A 24306-nucleotide genomic window follows, 5' to 3' on the forward strand; every position below is an offset into this window, starting at 1 on the left:
ATGGGATATTGGCTGGCGGAGCGGCGCACGGTGCAGGAGGCGGGGGTGCTGTCGCGGTTCGACCCTGCCTATTGGACGGTCGATTTTCCGCGTCCGATGATGGCGTCGGTGGTGACGACGGGCGCGGATGCGCTGCGGGTCGACTGCGTCTTTTACCGGCAGGACGATCTGGCGGGGCTGATCTGGGCATCGGAGGATGTCCACGACCACCCGCTGCTGCGCTATGACACGGTGCGCGATTATCGCGATTGTACCTTGCGGTTCCGCTGGCGGTCCGGCGGCATCCGGCCGCTGGATGCGCGGCATGGCCCGGTGCTGACCATCGAGGGGCGCGATGCGGGCGGTGTAGCGCGGGCCTGGTATGTGCGGTTGTGGAATTACGCGACCGGCACGCCCGAGGATGCCGAGGTCGTGATCGACTTTGCGAGCGTCGTCGGCGGGTACAGGCTGCCCGAGGACGGCGTGCCGGTCTGGGCGGGCGATGTCGACCGGATGTTCGTGTCGCTGGTGCCGCCGGACTATGCCGAGGGTGGCGCCTTGCTGGCGGCGCCGGCGGAGGGCTGGGCGGAGATGTCGGCGATCCGGTGCGAGGGGCCGGGATCGGTGCTGGGCGTCGGCGATGTGGTGCTGCCCGAACATGACCTGCGGATCGCGAGCGGCTATGACGACAGCTATCACCTGACGCCCGAACGGCTGCTGCACAATGCGCTGCGGCTGGGGTATCGTGGTGCCCTCGTCCACTATGTGGGCATGAGCCATTATTTCCGGCTCGAACGGTCGGGTGACGGGCTGTTCGTGTCGCTGGCCGGGGGCGTGCTGAATGGGCCGTGCGCCGCGTGGCATCGCGACTTTGCCGAGCGGGCGGGGGCGCTGGGGTTCGATCCGATCTGGTCGCTCAGCTACGAATTGTTCGACGCGCATTGCTGGGGCGACTGGAAACAGCGGGCGAGTGACGGGTCGCCTGCGCTGACCGGATGGGTGCCGCCCTCGACCTTGCTGTCGCCGGCGCATTCGGGCGCGATGGGGTATCTGCAGGCGGTGGCGCGGGCGTTCGTCGGGATCGCGCGGGCGGCGGGCGGGCGCGGGCGGTTCCAGGTCGGCGAGCCATGGTGGTGGGTGACCACCGATCATCGCATCTGCCTGTACGACGATGCCGCGCGGGTCGCGCTGGGCGGTGACGTGCCGGTGATCGACGATGTGCGCGGGCGTTTGAGCGCGGCGCAGCGGGGGTTGCTCGACCGGGCGGGGGCGTTGCTGGCCAGCTCGACGGCGGCCTTGGTCGCGGCGGCGCGGAGCGCGGGGGCGGAGGAGGCGTTGCTGCTCGCCTATCTGCCGACGATCCTGAATGCCGACAGCCCCGAGGTCAGCCGGGCGAACCTGCCGGTCGGCTGGGCAAGGCCGGCGTTCGATGTGTTGCAGCTGGAGGATTATGACTGGGCGGCGACCGGCAATGTCGGGGCGACGGCGCGGGGCGTCGCGGCGGCGGGGGTAAGGCTCGGTTATCCGGCGCACGAACAGCATTATTTCTCGGGCTTCGTGCTGAAGCGCGAGGACCGGGCGCAGTGGCGCTCGATTGCCGAGGCTGCGGAGGTGGCGATGGCGAGGGGCGTGGCGGAGACGTTCGTCTGGGCGCTGCCGCAGGTGCTGCGCGACGGGTTCATCTATTTTCAGGAGGAGGGGGCGATGGAGGCGTTCGATGACGTGCGCTTTCCGCTGGCGCTGGGCGCGGAGGCCGAGGTGATGCCGGAGACGTCGACCGCGATCGCGGTGGCGGCGGGCGGGCACGAGGCGCGCAATGTCGACTGGGCGGAACCGCGCACCCGCTATGATGTCGGACCCGGCGTGCGGTCGCAGGCGGATGTGGCGCTGCTGCTCGATTTCTTTCGCGCCAGGCTGGGGCCGGCGCGGGCGTTCCGGTTGCAGGACCCGTTCGATCATTCGACGGCCGCGGTGCCGGGATTTGGCGATGTGGTGATCGGGATCGGCGATGGCGCGACGACGCGGTTCGCGCTGGTGAAGCGGTACGGGCAGATGGTGCGGCGGATCACCCGGCCGGTGGCGGGCAGCGTGCGGGTCGGCGTGGGCGGGGTCGAGACGCAGGGCTTTTCGGTCGGCGCGGGCGGTGTCGTGCTGCTCGACGTCGCGCCGGGCAAGGGCGTGGCGGTGACGGCGGGGTTCGTGTTCGACGTGCCGGTGCGCTTTGCCGAAGACCGGTTGCAGGTGGCGCGGGCGACCCATGGCGCAGGTGTCGCGGCCAGCGTGCCGCTGATCGAGGTGCGCGAGGCATGAGCGCGGTCACGACGCTGACGCTGTGCTGGCGGATCGAGCGGCGCGACGGGGTGACGTTCGGGCTGACCGCGCATGACCGCGACCTGGTGGTGGACGGGCTGACCTATCGCGCGGCGCCGGGGATGACTCCGTCGGCGATCGTGCGCGACGATACGCTCGACGCGCCGGCGATGAGCGTCGAGGGGGCGCTGAGCCATGCCGCGATCCGGGAAAGCGACCTGCTGGCCGGGCGCTATGACGGGGCGCGGGTGGCGGTGTTCGCGATCGACTGGGAACGGCCGGGGGCGGCGGTGCCGGTCGCGAGCGGCCGGATCGGCGCGGTCGAGGCGGGGCGGGGGAGCTTTGCTGCCGAAGTGCTGGGCGGCGAGGTGCGGCTGGAGGCGCCGGTGGTCGAGGCGACCTCGCCCGGATGCCGCGCGACGCTGGGCGACCGCAGGTGCCGGGTGGCGATGCGCGGGCGGCGGAAGGTCGTGCGGGTCGTCGCGCAGGAGGGCGAGCGGCTGGTGCTGGCGGCGGGGGCGGGGTTTGCGCGCGGGCGGCTGCGGTGGATCGGCGGGGCGAATGGCGGGCTGTCGGCGTTCGTCGTCGCGGCGGATGCGGAGAGCGTGACGCTGGAGGCGGTGCCGGGCTTCGAGGGGACGGGGGCATTCGTCGAGCTGAGCGAGGGGTGCGACGGGACGCTGGCGACCTGTCGCGACCGGTTCGGCAATGTCGCGAATTTTCGGGGCGAGCCGCATCTGCCCGGCATCGACCTGCTGACCCGCTATCCCGGCGCATGAGCGCGGTCGGGCGGGCACGCAGCGTCATCGGGTGTCGGTTCCGCCGGCAGGGGCGGACGCCGGACGACGGATTCGACTGTGTCGGGCTGGTCGGCTGGGCGCACTGCGTCGCGGTGCCGGACGATTGTCCGCCGCGCTGTAGCGATGTGGCGCGGGTGGTGGCCGGGCTGGGGCAGGGGTTCCGGCAGGTCGAGCAGGCGGTGGCGGGCGATGTGCTGCTGATCGAAAGCGGGCCGGGGCAGCTGCATCTGGCGATCGCGAGTGGCGACGGCGTGATCCACGCCGATGCGGTGGCGCGGGCGGTGGTCGAACGGCCGGGGCCGCCGCCGTGGCCGGTCCTGAGCATCTGGCGCAAACGGGAGGACGAACATGGCGACGATGGTGCTGACGACGCTGGGCGGCGCAGTGGCGGGGCCGGTCGGGGCGGCGCTGGGGCGTGTGGCGGGCGGGGCGGTGGACGGCGCGATCTTCGGCGGACAGGCGCGGCAGGGGCCGAGGCTGCGCGAATTGCAGGTGCAGCTGTCGAGCAATGGCGCGCAGATCCCCAAGCTGTTCGGCACGATGCGGGTGGCGGGGACGGTGATCTGGGCGACCGACCTGCGCGAGGCGGCGTCGACCAGCGGCAAGGGCGCGGGGCGGACGATGCAGTTTAGCTATAGCGCTTCGTTCGCGGTCGCGCTGTCGGGGCGGCCGATCCGGGGCATTCGCCGCATCTGGGCCGAGGGGAAGTTGCTGCGCGGGGCGGCAGGCGACTGGAAGACGCGCACCGGCGGCTTTCGCTGGTATCCGGGCGACGAGGCGCAGATGCCCGATCCGCTGATCGCGAGCCGGGTCGGGATCGCCGACGCGCCGGCCTATCGCGGCATCGCCTATGCGGTGTTCGAGGATCTGGCGCTCGCCGATTTCGGCAACCGCATCCCGTCGCTGACCTTCGAGGTGGAGGCGGATGCCGGGCCGGTGGCGGTCGGGACGATCGTCGAGGCGCTGGGCGGGGGCGCGATCCGTGCCGAGGATGCGGGTCCGCTGTTCGCCGGCTATGCGGCCAGTGGCGCGCAGGTGCGTGACGCGATCGAGGCGATCGTCGAGCCGCTGGGCGGGTGGTATGCCGCCGCGGACGACGGCACGGCGCTGCGGATCGGGGCGGGGCCGGCGCGGGCATTGCGCGATGCGCCGCTGCCGACCGATGCGCCGACGTGGCGTCGTCCGCCGATTGCGCCGGCCGATATCGTCATCGCCTATCACGATATCGCACGCGATTATCAGGCGGGGGTGCAGCAGATTTTGCGCCTTGGCGGCACGGCACGGGTGGTCCGGATCGAACTGCCCGCCGCGCTGGATGCGGCGACGGCGGCGCGGATCGCCGGCGATGTGGCGGCGCGGGAGACGGCACTGGGCGATGTCCGGACGGTCGCGCTCGACTGGCGGTCGATCGATGTGGCGCCGGGCGAGCGGGTGACGCTGTCGGACGTACCGGGCCTGTGGCGGGTGCGGCGGACGCGGATCGAGGCGATGCGGATCACGCTGGAACTGGTGCGGATCGCGGGTGCCGGCCATGCCGCGCGGCCGGCGACCGGGGTGCCGCAGCTGGCGGCGGACGTGCCGGCGGGACGGACCGTGATCCGGCTGGTCGAACTGCCCGGCGAAGATGCGGGGGCTGTCCCGGTAGTCCATGCCGTCGCCGCCGGCACAACGGCGGGCTGGCGGCAGGCGATGCTGTCGATCGGCGGCGATGCGACCGGCTGGCGCGAGATCGGCAGTACTGCCGCCGGCGGGGTGATCGGGTCGGTGACGGTGCCACCGGCGGCGGCGACATCGCTGGTCGAGGATCGGGCCTCGGCGATCGAGGTCACGTTGCTGCACGATGCGATGACGCTGGAGAGTATCGATGCGGCGGCGATGGATCGTGGCGGCAATGCCGCGCTGGTCGGTGAGGAGATCGTGCAATTCGGGTCGGCGGTACGGACCGGTCCCTGCCGCTGGCGGCTGTTGCGCCTGTGGCGGGGCGTGCGGGGCACCGCATCGGCGATGGCGACCCATCGCCCGGGCGAAGGCTTCGTGCTGCTCGATCCTGCCACGCTGCGTCCGGTCGATGGCGCGATGACCGGCGTTCCGATCGCAATGATGGCGGCCGGCATTGTGGACGGCGACGTGGCGAACGCGACGATGGTTCCGACCGGGCGATGGCTGGTGCCGCCGGCCCCGGTTCACCTGTCGATCATGGCCAGTCGCGACGGCCCGCTTCTGCGCTGGAGCCGCCGGGCGCGACAGTTCGCCCCGTGGCGCGACGGGGTCGACCAGCCGCTGGTCGAGGAGCGCGAGGCGTATCTGTTGACCGTGACCGATGCCGCCGGAACCGCCCGGTCGATCGAACTGACGGAGACGCAATGGCGTCCGGTCGACATCGTCGGCCGGGTGACGATCGAGCTGCGCCAGATCGGCACGAACGGCCTGTCGCCGCCGGCCACCCTGTCCTATTCCCCGGAGATGTCGCGATGAACGAGCTGACCCATCGTCTTGGCCTGCCGCTGCTTCACGTTGCGCAGGCGCACAAGGAAATGGCGCATAACGAGGCGCTTATGCTGGTCGACCTGCTGTTGCACGGATGCGTCGCCGGGGTGGCGCAGGACGCGCCGCCGGTGGCCGCGGCGCCCGGCCAATGCTGGATCACGGGCGCTGCGCCGAGCGGCGAGTGGGCCGGGCAGGCGGGACGGATCGCCGGCATGACCGAAGGCGGCTGGCGCTTCGTGTCGCCGCGCGAGGGTATGCGATTCTGGTGGACCGGTGGCGAAACGACCGTGGAGTTCCGCGGGGGTGCGTGGCGGCTCGGCGAAGTGTCCGCCCGCCGGATCGTGATCGCCGGAAACCCGGTCGTGGGAGCGCAGCAACCGGCGATCGCGGCCCCGCAGGGCGGTACGGCCCGCGACGAAGAGGCACGGACGGCGGTAACGGCGATCCTGGCGGCGCTGCGTGCGCACGGGCTGATCGCGGGCTGAAAAGCGTGTCTTTCCTGCAACAGCGCAGAATTTGTGCGCTTGCGTGGAAACTATCGCTTCGGTACTTGGTTTGCGCTGTCCGTAGGACAACTGTGAAAGGGGACTAGAATGCGGAAGCTTGCCGTCACTTTGGCGCTCGCGACCACTGCGCTCGCAACTCCCGCCCTCGCCCGCGACAACGCGTGGTATGTGGGTGTGGAAGGCGGCGCGATGATCGTCGAAGACATCGACTATGATCTGACCACGCCGGCCGGTGGCGTCACCACCGTCGACAGCAACTATGGCTACGACGTCGGTGGCACCGTCGGTTACGACTTCGGCGCGCTGCGCGTTGAAGCCGAAGTTGCGTACAAGAGCGCAACCGTCGACGAACTGCGCACGACCGGTTCGATCGCGACCGGCCCGACCACGGCGGTCGGTGCAGGCACCTACAGCGGCGGTGGCCGTACCTCGGCGCTGTCGTTCATGGCGAATGCCCTGCTCGACTTCGGTGACGACGACGCGATCAGCGGCTTCGTCGGCGGTGGTGCCGGTGTCGCTCGCGTGAAGGCGCACGACTATCGCGTCGTGAACAACTTCGCTGCGCTCGACGATTCGGACACCGTGTTCGCATGGCAGGCTCTGGCGGGCATCCGCGCGCCGCTGAGCGAAAATGTCGACGTGTCGCTGAAGTATCGCTTCTTCAACGCCGATGACGTCCGCCTCGTGAACGTCCGTGGCGTCGGCTATGACGGTCGTTTCCGGTCGCACAGCCTGCTGGGTGGCCTGACCTTCAACTTCGGCGCGCCGACCCCGCCGCCGCCGCCGCCGCCGCCGGTCGAAACGCCGCCGCCGCCGCCGCCGCCGGTCGAAACGCCGCCGCCGCCGCCGGTCGTCTGCACGCCGGGACCGTACATCGTGTTCTTCGAATGGGATAAGTCGGACATCACGCCGGAAGCGGCTGGCATCCTCGACAACGCCATCTCGAACTACCAGTCGTGCGGCAACGCGCAGGTCATGCTGGCCGGCCACGCCGACCGCTCGGGTTCGGCTTCGTACAACGTCGGTCTGTCGCAGCGTCGTGCTGACTCGGTCCGTGCGTACATGGAAGGCCGTGGCATCTCGGGTGGCGTGATCTCGACCGAAGCGTTCGGTGAAGGCCGTCCGCGCGTCGAAACCGCCGACGGTGTGCGCGAACTGCAGAACCGTCGCGTGGAAATCACCTACGGTCCGGGCGCGGGCATGTAATTCCACTTCTTCGGAAGTCGAATTTCGGAAGGGAGGTCGGGCAACCGGCCTCCCTTTTCGTTTGTCCGGGTGTCCGGGTTGTCGATGCAGCGAGGTGGTTGCTGTTGTCGGGCCGGGTGTTGGCGGGAGTGCGCCCGGCTCGGGAGATAGCGGCTCCGTGCCGTGCATTCCGATCGCCAACGTAAGGATCGTGTAGGCCCCGGTCCGTCGCCCCCACCAGATGGTCAACGACCGAACGGATCTCGGGCAGCATCACCGCCTGTTCGTCGATCGGGTTGGGAGTGCCGATCCCATCGGAGTGCGCATTCAGCGCAAGCGCCGTCGTGATCTTGCGTATGGGCGCCTATATCGTCGGTGTGGTCCGTGCGCCGCTGACCGCGGTCCTCATCCTGTCCGAGACGACGGCGAGCCGCGGCCTGATGCTGTCGATGTTCGCGGCCGCCTTCCTTGGGCGTTTCGCCAGCCGCCGGGTGTCGCGAGACGCTGTATCGCGGGCTGGTGCAGGCCTTTGCCATGCCGCCGGTGGCGAAACCCGGCTGATCGCAACCCCTTCCCCCGATCCGACGAAGGTCGTCAGCGCGGCTGATATGGGTTAGGCGGGGGTATGTCTGCCAGTCATATCAATCCGCGCGTCTTCTGGGGCGCGTCCGCCATCATTGCCGCCCTGCTGATCACGACGCTGGCCATGCCCGGCAGCGCCGATCAGGCGTTCAAGGCGGCGCAGGCCTGGGCGATCGATACCTTTGGCTGGTTCTACATCGCGTCGGTCGCGGTGTTTCTGGTGGTGGTGCTGTCGCTGGGCTTCGGACCGGCGGGCAGGCTGAAACTCGGTCCCGACGATTCCGAACCGGACTTTCCCTATGTATCGTGGCTGGCGATGCTGTTCGCAGCCGGCATGGGCATCGGGCTGATGTACTTTGCGGTCGCCGAGCCGATCCAGCATTATATCTCGCCGCCCGAAGCGGAAAGCGGTACGATCACCGCCGCGCGCGAGGCGATGGCGATCACCTTCCACCATTATGGGGTCCATGCCTGGGCCATCTATGCGCTGGTCGGCCTCAGCCTTGCCTATTTCACCTATCGCAAGGATCTGCCGCTGACATTGCGGTCCGGCCTGTCGCCGCTGCTGGGCAAGCGCATCAACGGTCCGCTGGGCGATGCGATCGATATTTTCGCGGTGTGCGGCACGGTGTTCGGGGTTTCGACCTCGCTGGGGTTCGGCGTGTCGCAGATGACCGCCGGGCTGGCCTATGAATATGCCGTGCCCGACAGCACCGTTACCAAGATCGCGGTCATCGTCATCGTGATGGGGGCGGCGACGCTGTCGGTGCTGAGCGGGGCGGATCGCGGGATACGCCGATTGTCCGAGCTTAATCTGGCGATGGCCGTCCTGCTGATGTTGTTCGTGCTGGCGCTGGGTCCGACGCTGTTCCTGCTGCGTGCGCTGGTGCAGAATTTCGGGCTGTATCTCGACCATTTCGTCCTGCGGACCTTCACGCTCTATGCCTATGAACCGCGGGCGTGGATGGCGGACTGGACGCTGTTCTACTGGGCGTGGTGGATCGCATGGTCGCCGTTCGTCGGCATGTTCATCGCGCGCATCTCGCGCGGGCGGACGATCCGCGAATTCGTGATCGGCGTGCTGTTCGTGCCGACCGCCTTCACCTTCCTGTGGATGACGGTGTTCGGCAACACCGCGATCTCGCTCGATCTCGGGACGGCCGCCGGCGGGATCGCCCAGGCGGTGCAGGCCGATCTGTCGACGGCGCTGTTCAAGTTCCTCGAATATCTCCCCGGCGCCAGCGTCACCGCGACCCTCGCCATCGCATTGGTCGGCATCTTCTTCGTCACCTCGGCCGATTCGGGTGCGCTGGTGATCGATACGCTGGCATCGGGCGGGCGGGAGGATACGCCGCGCTGGCAGCGCATCTATTGGTGCGTCCTGCTGGGCGTCACGGCAGCGTTGCTGTTGGTGATGGGCGGGCTGGGCGCGTTGCAGGCCGCGACGCTGCTTGCCGCGCTGCCCTTCTGCTTCATCATGCTGCTGCTGGCGGTCGGGTTGGTGCGACAGACCAATGCCGACCTCGCCGGCGTGGCGCTGCCCGACGAAGCGCCGATGGCCGAACGGCTCAAGCGCCTGCTGGTCCCGGCGCGGCGCGGCGAGATAGTGCGGCAGCTGGCCGGGAACGGCGACGCCGCGCTGCGATCGGTTCACGAGGCCTTGCAGAAGGAGGGGTGGGCCGATTCCACTATCGAGGTGCAGGACGATCAGCGCACGCTGATCCTCGGCGCGCAGAGCGAGCGCGCCTTCACCTATCGGCTGACGCCCCGCTCCCGGCCGCTCGCCGCCTATACCGCGCTGGAGGCGTCGGAGGAGCGGCGCAGCAAGGCGTGGTTCCTGGCGGCGGAGACGAACGGAAATGCGCGGTATCGCGACCTCACCGGCTTCACCGCCGAGCAGATCGCCGCCGATGTGCTGACTCAGCTGGAGCGATGGCGATTGGGCGCGTGAACTATGGGCGCGCGCATCGGTCGATCAATTGTCGAAAGTGGGCGGCAAAGTGGGCATCGCGCCCGAAACCGCCAGATTATCCAATGATGTCAAAAGATAATGGCGGAGACGGAGGGATTCGAACCCTCGGTAGGAGTAATCCCCCTACGGCGGTTTAGCAAACCGCTGGTTTCAGCCACTCACCCACGTCTCCCAAGCGCGCAGTACGGCTTGGAGAGGGGGCCTATAACGGGGAATGGGCGGGGATCAACACCCTACGTTGATCGTAATTCGACGCCGACCGGCCGCGCGTTCATTGCAGGGACAGCTGCTTGGCGCCTATCGTGTGCGCGATGGGCAGGTTTGCGGGGAACAGGTGATGAAACGGTTGATCGGATGGATGGCGCCGCTGCTGGTGCTGGCGGTGCCGGCCCAGGCGCAGGTGCGGACCGTCGATCCCAATGACGCGATCGATGGCGATCTGGCCCCGCAGCAGGCGCCGGCGCCCACTCCGCGATCGACCGTGCCGCCGGCCTATCAGTCCGAGCCGGTCCCGCCGGTGCAGCAAACGCCGCCGCCGGTGCAGCAGTCGCCGAGCACGACCGCGACATCGGCGGCCAACGACACGTTCGAACGCGAGGACCTGATCGGTGCCGCCGAGGGCGTGTTCGGGCGCGGGGCCGAGGGGCTGGCGGGCATCATCGAAAACATCCTGAAGGACCAGGGCAAGCCCAATGCCTATATCGCTGGGCGCGAGGCGGCGGGTGCGTTCGTCGTCGGGCTGCGCTATGGCTCGGGGGTGATGAACCACAAGGTCGAGGGGCAACGGCCGGTCTATTGGACTGGGCCGTCGGTCGGTTTCGACGTGGGCGGCGATGCGACCAAGGTCTTCGTTCTGGTCTACAACCTGTATGACTCGCAGGAGCTGTACAAGCGCTTCCCGGCGGCCGAGGGGCGGGCCTATTTCGTCGGTGGTTTTTCGGCGAGCTATCTGCGGCGGGGCGATGTGGTGCTGATCCCGGTTCGCCTGGGTGTCGGTTGGCGGCTGGGCGCCAATGTCGGCTATATGCGGTTCAGTGAAAAGCAGAGGTGGCTGCCGTTTTAAGGCGAAGCGGGGCCGGCTCCTGCCGACTCCCGCAAGCCCGGCCGGCGGCTGCAAGCCGACCGACGACGCGGGCTTTGCCCGCGGCGCTGGCGCAGGGCGGCCCGCTCCTGCGGGACACGCCCCAGCCCGGCCGGCGGCTGCAAGCCGATCGACGCCGCGGGCTTTGCCCGCGGCGCTGGCGTGATCGGTTCGCGATAGAAGGAAGAAGCGGGACCCCGGGTCAAGCCCGGGGTAACGATGGTGGTGTATCGTCCTGATCCCCTTCACCCCCCCTGGAACGAAGTCGATTCGAACCGCACCGGCGCACCCTGCGCCTTGCCGACCAGCTCGGCTTCCCACATCGCGGTCCGGCCCCGCACGATCGTACCCACCGGGCGTCCGGTCAGCGTATCGCCGGTGAACGGCGACCAGCCCGCGCGCGAGGCGAGCCAGCTTTCCTCGATCGTCCAGCGGCGCTTCAGATCGACGACGGTGAAGTCGGCGTCATAGCCGAACGCGATCCGCCCCTTGCCGGCTAGGCCGAAGATGCGTTGCGCGCCGGCGCTGGTCAGGTCGATCAGCCGCTGAAGCGTCAATCGCCCTTCGGCGACGTGGTTCAGCAGCAACGGGAGCAGCGTCTGCACGCCGGGCATGCCGCTGGGGGTGGCGGGATAGGTCTTGGCCTTTTCCTCGATCGTGTGCGGCGCGTGGTCGGACCCGATCACGTCGGGCACACCCTGGTTCAGCCAGTACCACAGCCCGTTGCGATGCGCGCCGGAGCGGATCGGCGGGTTCATCTGCGCATAGGTGCCGAGGCGCGGATAGGCGTCCTCGCCCGCCAGCGTCAGATGCTGCGGCGTGACCTCGCACGAGGCGATGTCCTTGTTGGCGCCCAGCACTTCCAGTTCGGCCGGCGTGGTCACGTGCAGGACATGGACCCGGCGGCCCGCCTCGCGCGCGAGGCGCAGGATGCGGCGGGTGGCCAGCATCGCGCTCTCGTCGTCGCGCCAGACGGGGTGCGAGGCCGGATCGCCGCTTACCCGTTCGCCCTCGCGCGCGATCATCCGTATCTCGTCCTCGGCATGGATCGCCACGCGGCGCTGCCCGGAGCGGAGCACGCGCAGCAGGTCGGCATCCTCCGACACCAGCAGGTCGCCGGTCGACGACCCCATGAAGATCTTGACCCCCGCCGTGCCGGGCAGGCGCTCCAGTTCGGCCAGATGGTTGGCGTTGCGCGCGGTCGCGCCGACGTAAAAGGCATGGTCGCAATACATGCGGCCCTTGGCGCGCGCGAGCTTGTCGGCGATCGCGTCCTCGGTATCGGTCGCGGGCTTGGTGTTCGGCATTTCGAACACCGCGGTCACGCCGCCCATCACCGCCGCGATCGATCCTGTGGCGAGGTCTTCCTTATGCTCCAGCCCGGGCTCGCGGAAATGGACCTGCGTGTCGATGACGCCGGGCAGGATGTCGAGGCCGGTACAGTCGATCGTCTCGCCCGCATCGCCGGTCACGCCAATGCCGGCGATGCGTCCGTCGACGATGCCGATATCGACCTGTGCCGGGCCGGAGGGAAGGTGGACGGTGCCACCGGTGAGCTTGGTATCGAAGGTCGCCATTGCCGCCTCTTGTAGCCGGGGGGTAGGCCGTCCTACCTGTTGGCCATGACCATGAACACCCCCGAAACCCGCCCCGGTACCTGGCTGTCCGATCGGGCGGTGCTGCACATCGGCGGGGCGGAGGCGCGGCCGTTTCTGCAAGGACTGGTGACGCAGGATATGGGCGCGGTGACGCCGGAGACGCCGCAATGGGCGGCGCTGCTGAGCGCGCAGGGCAAGGCGCTGTTCGACTTCCTCCTGTGGGCCGATGGCGACGACATATTGATCGATTGCGAAGGCGAGGTCGCCGATGCGCTGGCCAAGCGGCTGACGCTCTATCGCCTGCGCCGTGCGGTGACGATCGAGCGGACCGACCTCGGCGTCCATTGGGCGGCGGAGGGCGGCGAGGGTGTTCCCGATCCCCGGCTGGCGGCGCTGGGGCGGCGCTGGCTGGCTCCGGCGGGCGACGCGGCGAGCGGATGGTTGGAACACCGGCTGCGGCACGGCGTGACCGAGGGACGCGCCGAACTGGGCGACGGGCAGACCTTGTGGATGGAATGTAATGCGCGCGAACTGCACGGGGTCAGCTTCACCAAGGGCTGCTATGTGGGCCAGGAGAATACCGCGCGGATGAACTATCGCTCGACGGTCAACCGCCGGCTGGTGGTGGTGCCCACTGACGTCGCGGGGCCGCGCACGCGCATCGTCTATCCCGATCTGGGGCTGGCGGTCGAGCATCGTCGGATCGACGATCTGGGCGCAGCGTTGCGGCCGGACTGGCTGGTGGAGGCGCTGGCGGAGCCGATCTGAGCGGGCGCTGGACCGGGGCGTCGGTGGCGCTACAAGGTTGGTCATGGACGACTATCTGACCGCCGATCGCCCGACCTTCGTCACCCATCTCGAATGTTCGATGACGGGCGAGCATTATCCCGCCGACACGCTGCATAATCTGTCGAAGGTCGGTCGGCCGCTGCTGGTCCGCTACGACCTGTCGGCGGTCGGCGAGGCACTGTCGCGCGACACGCTGTCGGCGCGCGATACCGATCTGTGGCGCTGGCGCGAACTGCTGCCGGTGCGCCGAGCCGAGAATATTGTCAGCCTAGGCGAGATCGAGACGCCGTTGATCCCCGTGCCGAAATCGGGCGGCGAGCGGGTGCTCGTGAAGGACGAAGGTCGCCTGCCGACCGGCAGTTTCAAGGCGCGCGGGCTGGTAATGGCGGTGGCGATGGCCAAGGAACTGGGCGTGCGCCGCATCGCCATGCCGACCAACGGCAATGCCGGTGCGGCGCTGGCCGCCTATGCCGCCCGCTGTGGAATCGAGACGATCGTCTTCTGTCCCGAGGATACACCCGAGGTGAATGTCCGCGAGATCGCGGCACAGGGCAGCCGGGTGTGGCGGGTCAACGGCCTGATCGACGATTGCGGCGCGATCGTCGCCAAGGGCGCGGCGGAAGGACGCTGGTTCGATTTCTCGACGCTGAAGGAGCCGTACCGGATCGAGGGCAAGAAGACGATGGGCCTCGAACTGGCGGCGCAGCTCGGCTGGCGGCTGCCCGATGCGATCTTCTACCCGACCGGCGGCGGTACCGGGCTGATCGGCATGTGGAAGGCGTTCGACGAACTGGAGGCGCTCGGCTGGATCGGGTCGAAGCGGCCGCGCATGTATGCGGTGCAGGCATCGGGCTGCGCGCCGATCGTCCGCGCGTTCGAGGCAGGGGAGGAGCATGCCGAACGCTGGGAGGACGCGCATACCGTCGCCGCCGGCATCCGCGTGCCGCGTGCGGTCGGCGACTTCCTGATCCTGCGCGCGGTGCGCGAAAGCGGCGGCAAGGCGCTGGCGGTCGGCGACCCGGCGATCCTGAAGGCGGTGGACGACTGTGCGCGCCGCGACGGCCTGCTGCTGTGTCCCGAAGGCGGGGCGACGCTGGCCGCCTACCGCCAAGCACTGCGGGATGGGGAGGTTGATGCGGACGAGGAGGTGGTGCTGTTCAACTGTGCCACTGGCCTCAAATATCCGCTGCCGCCCGCGAGCGCGACGCTCGATCGACACCAAGTGATTGATTTCGAAGCGCTTTAGGTCAGCGTTCGAATGCGGTGATGATCGGGCAGGGGCCGTCGCTACCGGCGCCGCATTGATCGGCCAGCTTCGCAAGCGCCTGCCGTGCCGCCTGCATTCGCTCGATCTGCGCATCGAGTTCGGCGATGCGCCGCCGGGCGAGGTCGCGGGCGCGGGCACGGTCGTCGGTGGCGTCGAGCGCCAGCAACTCGCCGATCTCCTCGAGCGTGAACCCGGCCGCCTGCGCCTGCCGGATGAACCGCAGCCGGTGCAGATCGTCCTCACCGTAGTGGCGAAAGCCGTTGCCGTGCGGGCGTTCGGGCACGGCCAGTAGCCCGCGTCGCTGATAGTAGCGCACCGTATCCACGCCGACGCCGCCTGCCTTTGCCAGCTGCGCAATGGTTTGTGTCATCGGGCCTTGACTCCGGACCATGGTCCAGACCCCATATAGGGTGCACGTTGCGAATGCCAGGAGCGCACCCGTGTCCGACCGTCCCACCGCCGTCCTTCACCGCATGGTCCTGCCCGGCCACACCTGTCCCTATGGCCTGAAGGCGCTCGACCTGCTCCGCCGCAAGGGGTTCGCGGTCGAGGACCGCCCGCTGACAACGCGCGAGGCGACGGACGCGTTCAAGGCGGCGCATGGCGTGAAGACGACCCCGCAGGTCTTCATCAGTGGCACGCGCATCGGCGGCTACGACGATCTGCGCCGTCATCTTGGCCTGCGCGTCGCCGAACCCGGCGCGACCAGCTACCGCCCGGTCGCCGCCCTGTTCGCGATGACCGCGCTGCTGGCGATGGCGGCCAGTCATGCAGCCTTCGGATCGCCCTTCACGCTGCACGCGCTCCAATGGTTCGGCGGGTTCAGCATGGCGATACTGGCGCTGCTGAAGCTGCAGGACATCGAGAAATTCTCGACCATGTTCCTCAACTACGACCTGCTGGCGCGGCGCTGGGTGCGCTATGGCTATGTCTATCCCTTTGCCGAGGGACTGGCGGGCGTGCTGATGGTGGCCGGCGTGCTGACCGGGCTGTCCGCCGCGGTCGCGCTGTTCATCGGGACGATCGGGGCGGTGTCGGTGTTCAAGGCGGTCTATATCGACCGGCGCGAACTGAAATGCGCCTGTGTCGGCGGGTCGTCGAACGTGCCGTTGGGCTTCGTGTCGCTGACCGAGAATCTGGGCATGATCGCGATGGGGCTGTGGATGCTGACCGGGATGTGATCCGCTTGGGTGGGTCAGGGCACCGCGAACAGCCGCAGGAAATAGCCGACGAACCGCCGTGCATGCGCGTCGATCATGTCGCTGTCGGCGGTTTCGATGCCCCATAGCCGGCGATTATGATGGACCGCGGCCATCCCGGTCAGCGTCCGCGCCATGTCGACCGCGCCCTCATTGCGCAGCCGCCCGGCGTCGATCTGCTGCGCGATATAGCCGGACAGGGCGCGTTCGATATGGCCCGCCGCCTCCTGGTAAAAGATCCGGCCGATTTCGGGAAAGCGGCCGCTTTCGCCGACGACGAGCCGCCATGCCGCCACCGCATCGGGATGCGCGGTCTTGTTCATGAATACGCGGCAGAAATTGACGAGCGTCGCCTCCATCTCGCCCGGCGTCAGCAATTCGCTGGTGACCTGTTGGCGGAAGGCGGCGGTGACGTCGGCGATGACGGCGGCGAACAGTTCCTCCTTCGAGCGGAAATAGCTCCACAAGGTCGCCTTCGACCCGCCCAGCGTCTTGAGCAGGCCCGACATCGACGTCGCGGCATAGCCCTCTTCGAGGAACGAGCGACGCGCAGCGGCGACGATCGCGTCGCGGCGATCCTGTTTGCGGGCTTCGCGCTTGCCGAGCGCGGGTTCTTCGGTGTCGGTCATAAACTGTACTGACGGGTACAGATAATCGTTGACAGGCGCAAGCGGCAGGATCATGGAACGAAGCGTACCCACTAGTACGGTTTTCGCCATGATACGCCCGAGTCTTCGGCAAGCCCGCCGCGCGGCGCCGCTTGCGGTGTTGTTCCTGTCCGCCTGTGCCAGCGTGCCGCGTCTGGCCGAGGCGCCGGTGCCGCGCACGCCCGACAGTTTCGCCGCCGGCCGCAGCTTTGCCACGTCGGGCGCGAGCGCGTGGCCGGCGCAGAACTGGTGGCAGGGTTATGGCGATGCCCAGCTTGATGCGCTGATCGCGGAAGGCTTGGCCGGGTCGCCCGACCTTGCCGCCGCCACCGCGCGCATCGCGCAGGCCGATGGCTATGCGCGGCAGGCCGGGGCGGCGCGGCTGCCGACGCTCGGCGCATCGGGCAATGTCGGCCTGACCAAGCAGAGCTACAATAACGGCATCCCCGCCGATTTCGTGCCCAAGGGGTGGAACGACACCGGCCGGGTGCAGGGCGAGCTCGGCTTCGACCTCGACCTGTGGGGACGCAACCGCGCGGCCTATGCGGCGGCACGGTCGGATGCGGAGGCGGCGCGGCTGGATCTGGCGCAGGCGCAGCTGACGCTGTCGACCAATATCGCCGATGCCTATGCCGATCTGGCACGGTTGTTCGCCGAACGCGCGGTGGCGCAGGCGGCGCTTCAGGTGCGACAACAGACCGCGCAATTGACCGCCGACCGGGTGACGAACGGCCTCGACACCCGGGCCGAGGAGAAACAGGCGGATGCGGCGGTGCCGGCGGCGCGGGCCGATGTGGCGGCGACCGACGAAGCGATCGCGCTGACCCGCAACCGCATCGCCGCGCTGCTGGGCAAGGGGCCGGACCGGGGGCTGGCGATCACCGCGCCCGCCGCGACCATTCCCGCCCGCGGCCTGCCCGCCGGGGTCACCACCGACCTGATCGCCCGCCGCCCCGATATCGTCGCGGCGCGTACCCGGGTCGAGGCGGAGGCGAACCGGATCAAGGTCGCGCGCGCCGATTTCTATCCGTCGTTCAGCCTGTCGGCGGTGTTCGGCTTGCAGTCCCTGGGGTTGAGCAACCTCATCAACGGCGGATCGACCGCAGGCAGCGTGGGTCCGGCGTTCAACCTGCCGATCTTTCGCGGGGGCGAGCTGGACGGTCGCTACCGCGTGACGCGCGGGGCGTTCGACGCGGCGGTCGCCGATTACGACCGGACCGTCACCGCCGCCTATCGCGCGGTCGCCGATGCGGTGGTCAGCCAGCGCGCGCTGGCGACGCGCCTGACCGAATCGCAACGCTCGCTGGCCGATGCGCAGGCCGGGTACGACGTCGCGCGGCTGCGCTACGAAGGCGGGCTGTCGCGCTTCACCGACGTGCTGGTCGCGCAGGACCGGGTGTTGCAGGCGCGGCGGATCGTCGCCGACCTGCAATCGCGTGCCTTTACCCTCGACATTGCGCTCGTCCGGGCGCTGGGCGGCGGCTTTTCCGCCCCGGCGACCGCCGAGCAGAACAAGGATGTGACCCATGGCTGATGCCGATCCCGCGCCCGAGACCACCGCGCCGACGAAGCGCAAGAAGTGGCTGACCGGCATCGCCGCGGTCGTCCTGCTGGGCGCCGCGGGCTATGGCGGCTGGTATGCGCTGGTCGGCAGCCATTATGTCGAGACCGACAATGCCTATGTCGGCGCGGAAACGGCGCAGATCACGCCGATGGTCGCCGGGCAGGTGATCGCCATCGGACCATCGGAAACGCAAGCGGTGAAGCGCGGCGACGTGCTGGTCCGGCTGGACGACAGCGACGCGCGCATTGCGCTGGCGAGTGCCGAGGCGGATCTGGCCAAGGCGCGGCGCCAGTTCGGGCAGACCTCCGCCACCAGCGGCGCCCTGTCGGCGCAGGTGCAGGCGAAGGGCGCGGAGATCGTCAGCGCCCGCGCGCGGCTGGCATCGGCGCAGGCGGCGTTCGACAAGGCGCAGGTGGACTATAACCGGCGGCAGCGGCTGGCGCCCAACGGTGCGGTATCGGGCGACGAACTGACCCAGGCGACCAATGCGCTGGCGGCGGCCCGCGCGGCACTGGAACAGGCGCGGGCGGCGGTGGCGGAGGCTGCGTCGCAGCGCAGCGCGGCGGCGGGCAATCTGGCGGCCAATCAGGCGCTGATCCAGGGCGCCACGTCCCGCAGCGCGCCCGACGTGCTGGCGGCGGAGGCGCGGGTGCGGCAGGCGCAGCTCGACCTCGACCGCACCGTCATCCGCGCGCCGATCGACGGCGTCGTCGCCAACCGGACGATCCAGATCGGGCAGCGCGTCGCGGCCGGCACGACGATGATGCGGATCGTTCCGGTGAACAGCGCCTATGTCGATGCGAACTTCAAGGAAGGCCAACTGGCCAGGGTGAAGCCGGGTCAGCCGGTCAAGCTCACCTCCGACCTGTATGGCGACGATGTCGAATATCACGGCCGGGTCGTCGGCTTTTCCGGCGGGACGGGATCGGCGTTCGCACTGATCCCGGCGCAGAATGCGACCGGCAACTGGATCAAGGTCGTGCAGCGCCTGCCCGTGCGCGTCGCGCTGGACCGCAACGAGTTGCAGGCGCACCCGCTGCGCGTCGGACTGTCGATGACCGCCGAGGTGGATGTTTCGGGGCGGTAGCGCGTTCCCCGACGGCTGACCGTACCCCCGCGCAGGCGGGGGTCCAGCGCCCGATTGGAAAACGCTTCGTGCTTGACCCTGGACCCCTGCCTGCGCGGGGGTACGGCAGGCGATATTTCGTGGGACATCCGACAAGGGAGCAGTCGGCATGACCGGCCAGGACGATTTCAAACCCTATACCGGCGGCAAGCTGTGGCTGGCCGGGCTGGTGCTGGCGCTGACCAATTTCATGGTGGTGCTCGACACGACCATCGCCAACGTGTCGGTCGGGCATATCGCCGGGTCGCTCGGCATCTCGACCAGCCAGGGGACGTGGATCATCACCTCCTATGCGGTGGCGGAGGCGATCTGCGTGCCGTTGACCGGGTGGCTGGCAGGGCGGTTCGGGACGGTGCGGACCTTCGTGACGGGCATGATCGGCTTCGGCATCTTTTCGGTGCTTTGCGGGCTGTCGACCAGCCTTGCCATGATCGTCATCGCGCGGATCGGGCAGGGCTTGTGCGGCGGGCCGCTGATGCCGCTGACGCAGACGATGCTGCTGCGGGTCTTCCCGCGCGAACAGCATGGGCAGGCGATGGGCATGTGGGCGATGACCACCGTCACCGCGCCGATCCTGGGGCCGATTCTGGGCGGGACGATTTCCGACAGCTGGTCGTGGCACTGGATCTTCTTCATCAACGTGCCCGTCGCGATCTTCTGCGTGTTCGGCGCGCTGCGCCTGCTGAAACCCGCCGAGACGAAGCGCGAGAAGCTGAAGGTCGACAAGATCGGCCTCGCGCTGCTGATCCTGTGGATCGGTGCGCTCCAGATCATGCTCGACATCGGTCGCGAACATGACTGGTTCGAGGACCCGACGATCGTCCTCCTCGCCATCGTCGCGGCGGTAGGTGCTGCGGTGTTCGTCGCGTGGGAGCTGACCGAGCGGCAGCCCATCGTCGACCTGCGCGTGTTCCGCCACCGCGGCTTCGCGGTCGCGGTCGCCGCCTTGTCCTTCGCGTTCGGCACCTTCTTCGCCTCGGTCGTGCTGATCCCGCAATGGTTGCAGGCGAGCCTGGGCTACACCTCGACCTATGCCGGCTATGCCACCGCGTTCAACGGCATGGGGGCGGTCATCATGTCGCCCTTCGTCGCGAAGATGCTCAAGAAGCGCGATCCGCGTGCGCTGGTGTGCTTCGGCATCTTATGGATCGCGGCGTGCAACCTGTTGCGGGTCGGATGGACGACGGGGTCCGATTTCTGGACGCTCGCCTTTCCGCAGATGCTGCAGGGGTTCGGGATGCCGTTCTTCTTCATCCCGCTGACCACCATCGCGCTGGGCGCGGTCGATCCGAAGGAGACGGCGTCGGCGGCGGGCGTCATGAGCTTCCTGCGCACCATGGCCGGCGCGATCGGCACGTCGATATCGACGACGCTCTATGCCAACCACATGACGATCGCGCGCAGCGAGATGGTCGGGCGGCTGAACACCGATGCGACGCAACAGGCGCTGAGTGCGCAAGGCTTCTCGATCGATCAGGTACGCGGCGCGATCGAGATGACGGTGACGCAGGAAAGCAGCACGCTGGCGATCAACTACATGTTCCTGCTGTCGGCGATCATCTTTGCCGGTGCGGCGCTCATCATCTGGCTGGCCCCCCGGCCCCAGCGGATGGCCGGACCGGGGGCCGCGCATTAGCGCCGGGCGGATGCCCCCGTCGCGTCATCGAACGTCGGCGCCTTCGCGAACTCCGCTTTGCCGAACGGCCGGTCCCGGAACATATAGTCGTAATAGAAATGCCGCAGCCGCCGGTGGAACGCGCGGATGCGGTCCTGATAGGCGAGCTGCGCGGCAAGATCGGTATGCGCGAGCCGGGTGAGCAGCGCCTGCACCCCGACCGAGGGCAGCACCCAGCCCAGCGCATTCGCCGTCGCCGCCCGCCGCTTCAGCCCGCGGCGATAGGCGTCGACCCGCGCCGCCACGCTGTCGTCGCCATTCTGGTGGAAGGCGAAATACCATTTATAGTGGAAACCCTCCGGCAGCGGCGGTGAATCCGCCCATCGCGGGTTGGCGGCATAGAAGCGCCGCATCGTTTCCTCGCGCGGGATTTCCCAGGCGTGATGGACATTTTCGCGCTGGGCCAGCGCGATCTTGGCACCGTCGTCGACCGGGATGGCGCGGTTGATGACGACATGGGCGAGCGTGGGGAGCACCAGCACGAGCACCAGCCACAGCCCGGCCAGCGTCGCGGCATTGGCGGTCGACCCATGGCCCAGCCGCCCGACCAGCCCGGCCAGCGCGATCCAGAACAGCAGATACGCCGCCGCCAGCGCGACGATCAGCAGCAGCGGGCCGATCGCGACACCCGACAGCACCGCGCCGACGACGAAGGGGATGCCGAGCGCCAGCAGCAGCAGCGCGAAGCGGATCAGCCCGCGCCGCAGCCACAGCCGCCGCGCCCCCGGCATCGCCTCCAGCATCCGCGCGCGCCCGGCCTCCCGCTCGCCCGATTGCAGGTCGTGGAACAACGCGATGGCGAATAGCGGCGCAAGGAAGACGAGGACGAAGGCGAAGTCGAACCGCCCGGGCAGCGCCAGTTCGGGATTGAAGGTATCGCCGTCATAGATCTGCGCCTCCAGCCCCAGCGCGCGAACCCGCAGGATATAGGGGGCGACGTCGCGCATCCCCGTCGCGGCAAAGGCCAGCGGGGCGGGCGCGTCCCAGGTCGGGTGGAAGCTGTAATAGGCGGCGCTGCCCGCGTCCTTTTCGCGATCGACATAGGTCGCGACCGCGCCGATATCCTCGGCCTGCGCCGCTGCGATGGCGTCGATTGCCGCGCGCTGCCGCGCCATTTCGGCCATGCCGGCGGCGACGGCGGCGGTGCTGAGCACGGCCAGCAGGACCAGCGCGATCGCCGCCATGCGCGACCGCAGCAGCAGCCGGGTTTCATGCAGCCAGATCGCCATCACTTCGTCCCCAGCCGGCGGGTGGCGAACGCCAACGCGACCAGCGCCAGCATGAGCCAGCCAAGGAGGATGCCCAGCCCGGGCAGGCTGGCACGCACCAGCGATCCGGCATCGGGCGGGACGAAGCGGAATTCGGGCAGGCGTTGCCAATGGTCCGCGCCGATCCGCTTGCGCCGGTCGGCCCCGGCGTCCTTCGCCGTATCGTCGGCATAGCTGACCGCATCGGCCTGCAGCCGGTTGAGCCGCTGGACCAGTGCGTAGCGATAGGCCTCCGCCTGTTCGAGGAAGCGGCGATGCCCGGTAAAGTCGGTGCCGGCGGCGGCCATCGATGCCTGGCGCAGCGCGATGGTCGGGCTGAGCAGGCCGATCCCGGTGACCAGTGCATTCTGCGACGCGTGCGTCGCAAAGCTCTGCCCGGCATAGCGGTCGAACAATCTGCTGGTCATCGCTTCGCCTTCGAGGGCGAGGAGACCCTTGTAATTGACCGGCAGGTCCTCGACCCGCGTCACGCCATAGCGCTTCAGGGTCGCGGCCTTGAACTGCGCGAAATGCGGGTCGTCGGGATTGTGGCTGTCGCCCATCCGGCGCAGGTCACGGGCGATGGCGACGTCGGTCTGCAACCGGTTGGCCAGCGGATAGGCCTGGCCGGCGATATCGGGCGCGACGCGCGGCAGCAGCACGACGCTGACCGCCCAGAGGGCCAGCAAGGCGAGCAGCGCGTCGCGGCGACGGCGGACGAGGGTCGAAACGAGGGTGATCGCGACCACCCATAAGGCGAGATAGGCGGCATAGGCGGAGGCGATGACCGCCATCGGCCCGGCATAGGCGCCCGGCTGTCCCGAAATCAGGACGAAGCCGATCATCGCCGGCAGGCCGACCAGCGCCGCGACCAGCGCCAGTGCGCCCAGCTTCCCCCCGATGATCGAACCCGCCGATGCCCCCTGCAACAGCAAGGGCCGCAGCGTACCGCGTTCGGTCTCCCGCGCGACCGCGCCATAGCCGAGGAAGATCAGCAGCAGCGGCGCCACCGCCTGCAACACGAAGGCCGGCGTCAACTGGCCGAAGCGGACCAGCAGCGAGCTTTGCCGGACGTCGCCGAAATTGCTGGTATTCTGCCGATGCCCTTCGAGGAACATGGTGTTGCCGGTAAAGGCGTCGACGCCCGGATCGAACGCGGCGAGCGGTCCCAGCGGGCGAAAGATGAAATGGCCATAATGGACCACGCGATGCGGATGGCGGTCGGGCTGTGCCTCGAACGCGTGGTTCGCCTCTGCCTGATGGCGCGCGCGGCTGTCGGCAATGCCCTGTTGAAGGGTCCACGACGTGACCACCGCGACCAGCGTCAGGATCAGCAGCAGCGCGACGGCGGTGACCGCGACGCGGTTGCGCCGCATCAGCCGCAATTCGTCCCGCGCGATGAGCGAGATCGCGCTCATGCCGCCCCGGTTCCGGAGAAGCGGTCGTGCAGCGCCCGCACGTCGAACCGCGCTTCGCCCTCGGCCGCGACCTCGTCGACGATGCGACCGCGTTCGAGGAAGCCGATCCGGTCGGCGACATCGGCGGCGCTGAGCAGGTCGTGGGTGACCATCAGCACCGCGGTCCCCCGCGCGCGGACGGCGTGGAGCAGCGCGTTGAAATCGGCGGTGGCGCGCGGGTCCAGCCCGGAGGTCGGCTCGTCGAGCAGCAGCACCGGCACTTCGCGCAACAACGCGACGGCGATCGCGACCTTCTGCCGCATCCCCTTCGAAAAGCCGCCGAGCCGCTGATCGAACGCGCGGTCCTGCAATCCGGCCGCGGTCAGCGCATCGGTAATGTCCCCGCGCGACCGGGGCGTGCCCGACAGCGCCAGCAGATAGTCGGCATTCTCGACCGCGCTCAGATGTTCGTAGAGCGCGACATTCTCCGGCAGATAGGCGATGCGCCGCCGCGCCGCATCGGGGTCCGCCGCCGGATCGATCCCGCCGACCCGGACGCTGCCGCCATCGACACGCACGAAGCCGAGCAGCGCCGACAATGTCGTCGACTTGCCCGCGCCGTTGCCGCCGAGCAGCGCGTAGATCTCGCCGGCGGCCACCGACAGCGACAGTCCGTCGAGCACGCGGTGCGCACCATAGGCGAGTGACGCATCGGCGATGGCGATCTCGGGGTCGGTCCCGGGCAGACGGGCAGGGGGCAGCGGTGTTTGCATGGGCGGCTTCCTGCCTTTCCGGGGAGGGTATCGTCAATAGAGATGATGTATCATTGCATCATCCGCTTGCCCTCCGCTCGTTTTTGCGAATAGGGATCAATATCGAATCGATCGGGGGATCA

General features: G+C 68.9%; 20 protein-coding genes and 1 tRNA gene. 14 read left to right on the forward strand and 7 right to left on the reverse strand.

The features are described 5' to 3' along the window. The 7 genes from PPZ50_RS03685 to PPZ50_RS03715 all read left to right on the forward strand — a co-directional run bounded on the left by PPZ50_RS03685 (nucleotide 1) and on the right by PPZ50_RS03715 (nucleotide 9800). Entirely contained in the window at nucleotides 1-2289 is a 2289-nt protein-coding gene (locus tag PPZ50_RS03685) for a DUF2460 domain-containing protein (protein ID WP_066690126.1), read from the forward strand. Next, nucleotides 2286-3068 (forward strand): DUF2163 domain-containing protein, encoded by a 783-nt coding sequence (locus tag PPZ50_RS03690; RefSeq protein WP_066690128.1) that lies wholly within the window; start codon nucleotides 2286-2288, stop codon nucleotides 3066-3068. The genes PPZ50_RS03685 and PPZ50_RS03690 overlap by 4 nt, the downstream gene beginning before the upstream one ends. 369 nt (nucleotides 3069-3437) lie before the next feature. After that, a complete protein-coding gene (locus tag PPZ50_RS03695; protein ID WP_066690129.1) occupies nucleotides 3438-5564 on the forward strand; it encodes a GTA baseplate fiber-binding domain-containing protein in 2127 nt (708 codons plus the stop codon). After that, nucleotides 5561-6061, forward strand: a complete 501-nt coding sequence (locus tag PPZ50_RS03700; RefSeq protein WP_066690131.1) for a DUF2793 domain-containing protein — start codon at nucleotides 5561-5563, stop codon at nucleotides 6059-6061. The genes PPZ50_RS03695 and PPZ50_RS03700 overlap by 4 nt, the downstream gene beginning before the upstream one ends. A gap of 108 nt (nucleotides 6062-6169) precedes the next feature. Then, nucleotides 6170-7288, forward strand: coding sequence for an OmpA family protein (locus tag PPZ50_RS03705; RefSeq protein WP_066690133.1), 1119 nt, complete (start codon nucleotides 6170-6172; stop codon nucleotides 7286-7288). 281 nt (nucleotides 7289-7569) lie between these two features. After that, complete coding sequence (locus PPZ50_RS03710; protein WP_232307947.1) at nucleotides 7570-7884, forward strand: chloride channel protein; 315 nt, start codon at nucleotides 7570-7572, stop codon at nucleotides 7882-7884. 8 nt (nucleotides 7885-7892) lie between these two features. Continuing rightward, nucleotides 7893-9800, forward strand: coding sequence for a BCCT family transporter (locus tag PPZ50_RS03715; RefSeq protein ID WP_066690138.1), 1908 nt, complete (start codon nucleotides 7893-7895; stop codon nucleotides 9798-9800). Between the two features lie 100 nt (nucleotides 9801-9900). Here the strand turns inward: PPZ50_RS03715 and PPZ50_RS03720 are convergent. Next, nucleotides 9901-9993: transfer RNA gene (locus tag PPZ50_RS03720), tRNA-Ser, on the reverse strand. Nucleotides 9994-10158: 165 nt separating this feature from the next. Between PPZ50_RS03720 and PPZ50_RS03725 the strand changes: the two genes are divergently transcribed. Next, on the forward strand, nucleotides 10159-10884 hold the full coding sequence (locus PPZ50_RS03725) for a DUF1134 domain-containing protein (protein ID WP_066690169.1): 726 nt from the start codon (nucleotides 10159-10161) through the stop codon (nucleotides 10882-10884). 263 nt (nucleotides 10885-11147) lie between these two features. Here PPZ50_RS03725 and PPZ50_RS03730 read toward each other — a convergent pair whose 3' ends face one another. Beyond that, nucleotides 11148-12479, reverse strand: a complete 1332-nt coding sequence (locus PPZ50_RS03730; protein WP_066690140.1) for a dihydroorotase — start codon at nucleotides 12477-12479, stop codon at nucleotides 11148-11150. Nucleotides 12480-12524: 45 nt separating this feature from the next. On the opposite strand from PPZ50_RS03730, the gene ygfZ reads away from it, so the two are divergent. Both ygfZ and PPZ50_RS03740 read left to right on the forward strand, forming a co-directional pair. Then, nucleotides 12525-13268 carry a CAF17-like 4Fe-4S cluster assembly/insertion protein YgfZ gene (gene ygfZ, locus PPZ50_RS03735; RefSeq protein WP_066690142.1) on the forward strand — a complete coding sequence of 248 codons (744 nt, stop codon included), beginning with the start codon at nucleotides 12525-12527 and terminating at the stop codon, nucleotides 13266-13268. 43 nt (nucleotides 13269-13311) lie between these two features. Next, entirely contained in the window at nucleotides 13312-14535 is a 1224-nt protein-coding gene (locus PPZ50_RS03740) for a threonine synthase (protein WP_066690143.1), read from the forward strand. A 1-nt stretch (nucleotide 14536) separates the two neighbouring features. Here PPZ50_RS03740 and PPZ50_RS03745 read toward each other — a convergent pair whose 3' ends face one another. Then, nucleotides 14537-14926: a MerR family transcriptional regulator gene (locus PPZ50_RS03745; protein WP_066690145.1), complete on the reverse strand. Its 390-nt coding sequence runs from the start codon at nucleotides 14924-14926 to the stop codon at nucleotides 14537-14539. Between the two features lie 103 nt (nucleotides 14927-15029). On the opposite strand from PPZ50_RS03745, the gene PPZ50_RS03750 reads away from it, so the two are divergent. Continuing rightward, nucleotides 15030-15737 carry a glutaredoxin family protein gene (locus PPZ50_RS03750; protein WP_066690147.1) on the forward strand — a complete coding sequence of 236 codons (708 nt, stop codon included), beginning with the start codon at nucleotides 15030-15032 and terminating at the stop codon, nucleotides 15735-15737. 14 nt (nucleotides 15738-15751) lie between these two features. Here the strand turns inward: PPZ50_RS03750 and PPZ50_RS03755 are convergent, their stop codons facing one another. After that, on the reverse strand, nucleotides 15752-16384 hold the full coding sequence (locus tag PPZ50_RS03755) for a TetR/AcrR family transcriptional regulator (RefSeq protein ID WP_066690149.1): 633 nt from the start codon (nucleotides 16382-16384) through the stop codon (nucleotides 15752-15754). 88 nt (nucleotides 16385-16472) lie between these two features. On the opposite strand from PPZ50_RS03755, the gene PPZ50_RS03760 reads away from it, so the two are divergent. The 3 genes from PPZ50_RS03760 (at nucleotide 16473) to PPZ50_RS03770 (ending at nucleotide 20728) form a co-directional block, all read left to right on the forward strand. Beyond that, entirely contained in the window at nucleotides 16473-17936 is a 1464-nt protein-coding gene (locus PPZ50_RS03760) for an efflux transporter outer membrane subunit (protein ID WP_066690151.1), read from the forward strand. Beyond that, on the forward strand, nucleotides 17929-19053 hold the full coding sequence (locus PPZ50_RS03765) for an HlyD family secretion protein (protein ID WP_066690153.1): 1125 nt from the start codon (nucleotides 17929-17931) through the stop codon (nucleotides 19051-19053). The genes PPZ50_RS03760 and PPZ50_RS03765 overlap by 8 nt, the downstream gene beginning before the upstream one ends. A gap of 148 nt (nucleotides 19054-19201) precedes the next feature. Further along, nucleotides 19202-20728, forward strand: coding sequence for a DHA2 family efflux MFS transporter permease subunit (locus PPZ50_RS03770; protein ID WP_066690155.1), 1527 nt, complete (start codon nucleotides 19202-19204; stop codon nucleotides 20726-20728). Here the strand turns inward: PPZ50_RS03770 and PPZ50_RS03775 are convergent. Genes PPZ50_RS03775 through PPZ50_RS03785 form a run of 3 tightly spaced genes read right to left on the reverse strand, consistent with a single transcriptional unit; the run spans nucleotide 20725 to nucleotide 24184 of the window. Further along, nucleotides 20725-21996: a DUF3526 domain-containing protein gene (locus PPZ50_RS03775; protein WP_066690157.1), complete on the reverse strand. Its 1272-nt coding sequence runs from the start codon at nucleotides 21994-21996 to the stop codon at nucleotides 20725-20727. The genes PPZ50_RS03770 and PPZ50_RS03775 overlap by 4 nt on opposite strands. Then, nucleotides 21996-23432 carry a DUF3526 domain-containing protein gene (locus PPZ50_RS03780; protein WP_066690159.1) on the reverse strand — a complete coding sequence of 479 codons (1437 nt, stop codon included), beginning with the start codon at nucleotides 23430-23432 and terminating at the stop codon, nucleotides 21996-21998. The genes PPZ50_RS03775 and PPZ50_RS03780 overlap by 1 nt, the downstream gene beginning before the upstream one ends. After that, nucleotides 23429-24184 carry an ABC transporter ATP-binding protein gene (locus PPZ50_RS03785; RefSeq protein ID WP_066690161.1) on the reverse strand — a complete coding sequence of 252 codons (756 nt, stop codon included), beginning with the start codon at nucleotides 24182-24184 and terminating at the stop codon, nucleotides 23429-23431. Before PPZ50_RS03785 ends, PPZ50_RS03780 begins: the two co-directional genes overlap by 4 nt. Between the last annotated feature and the right edge of the window lie 122 nt (nucleotides 24185-24306).

This window comes from Sphingomonas hankookensis, from assembly GCF_028551275.1.
In the GTDB taxonomy this organism is placed as follows: Bacteria; Pseudomonadota; Alphaproteobacteria; order Sphingomonadales; family Sphingomonadaceae; genus Sphingomonas; species Sphingomonas hankookensis_A.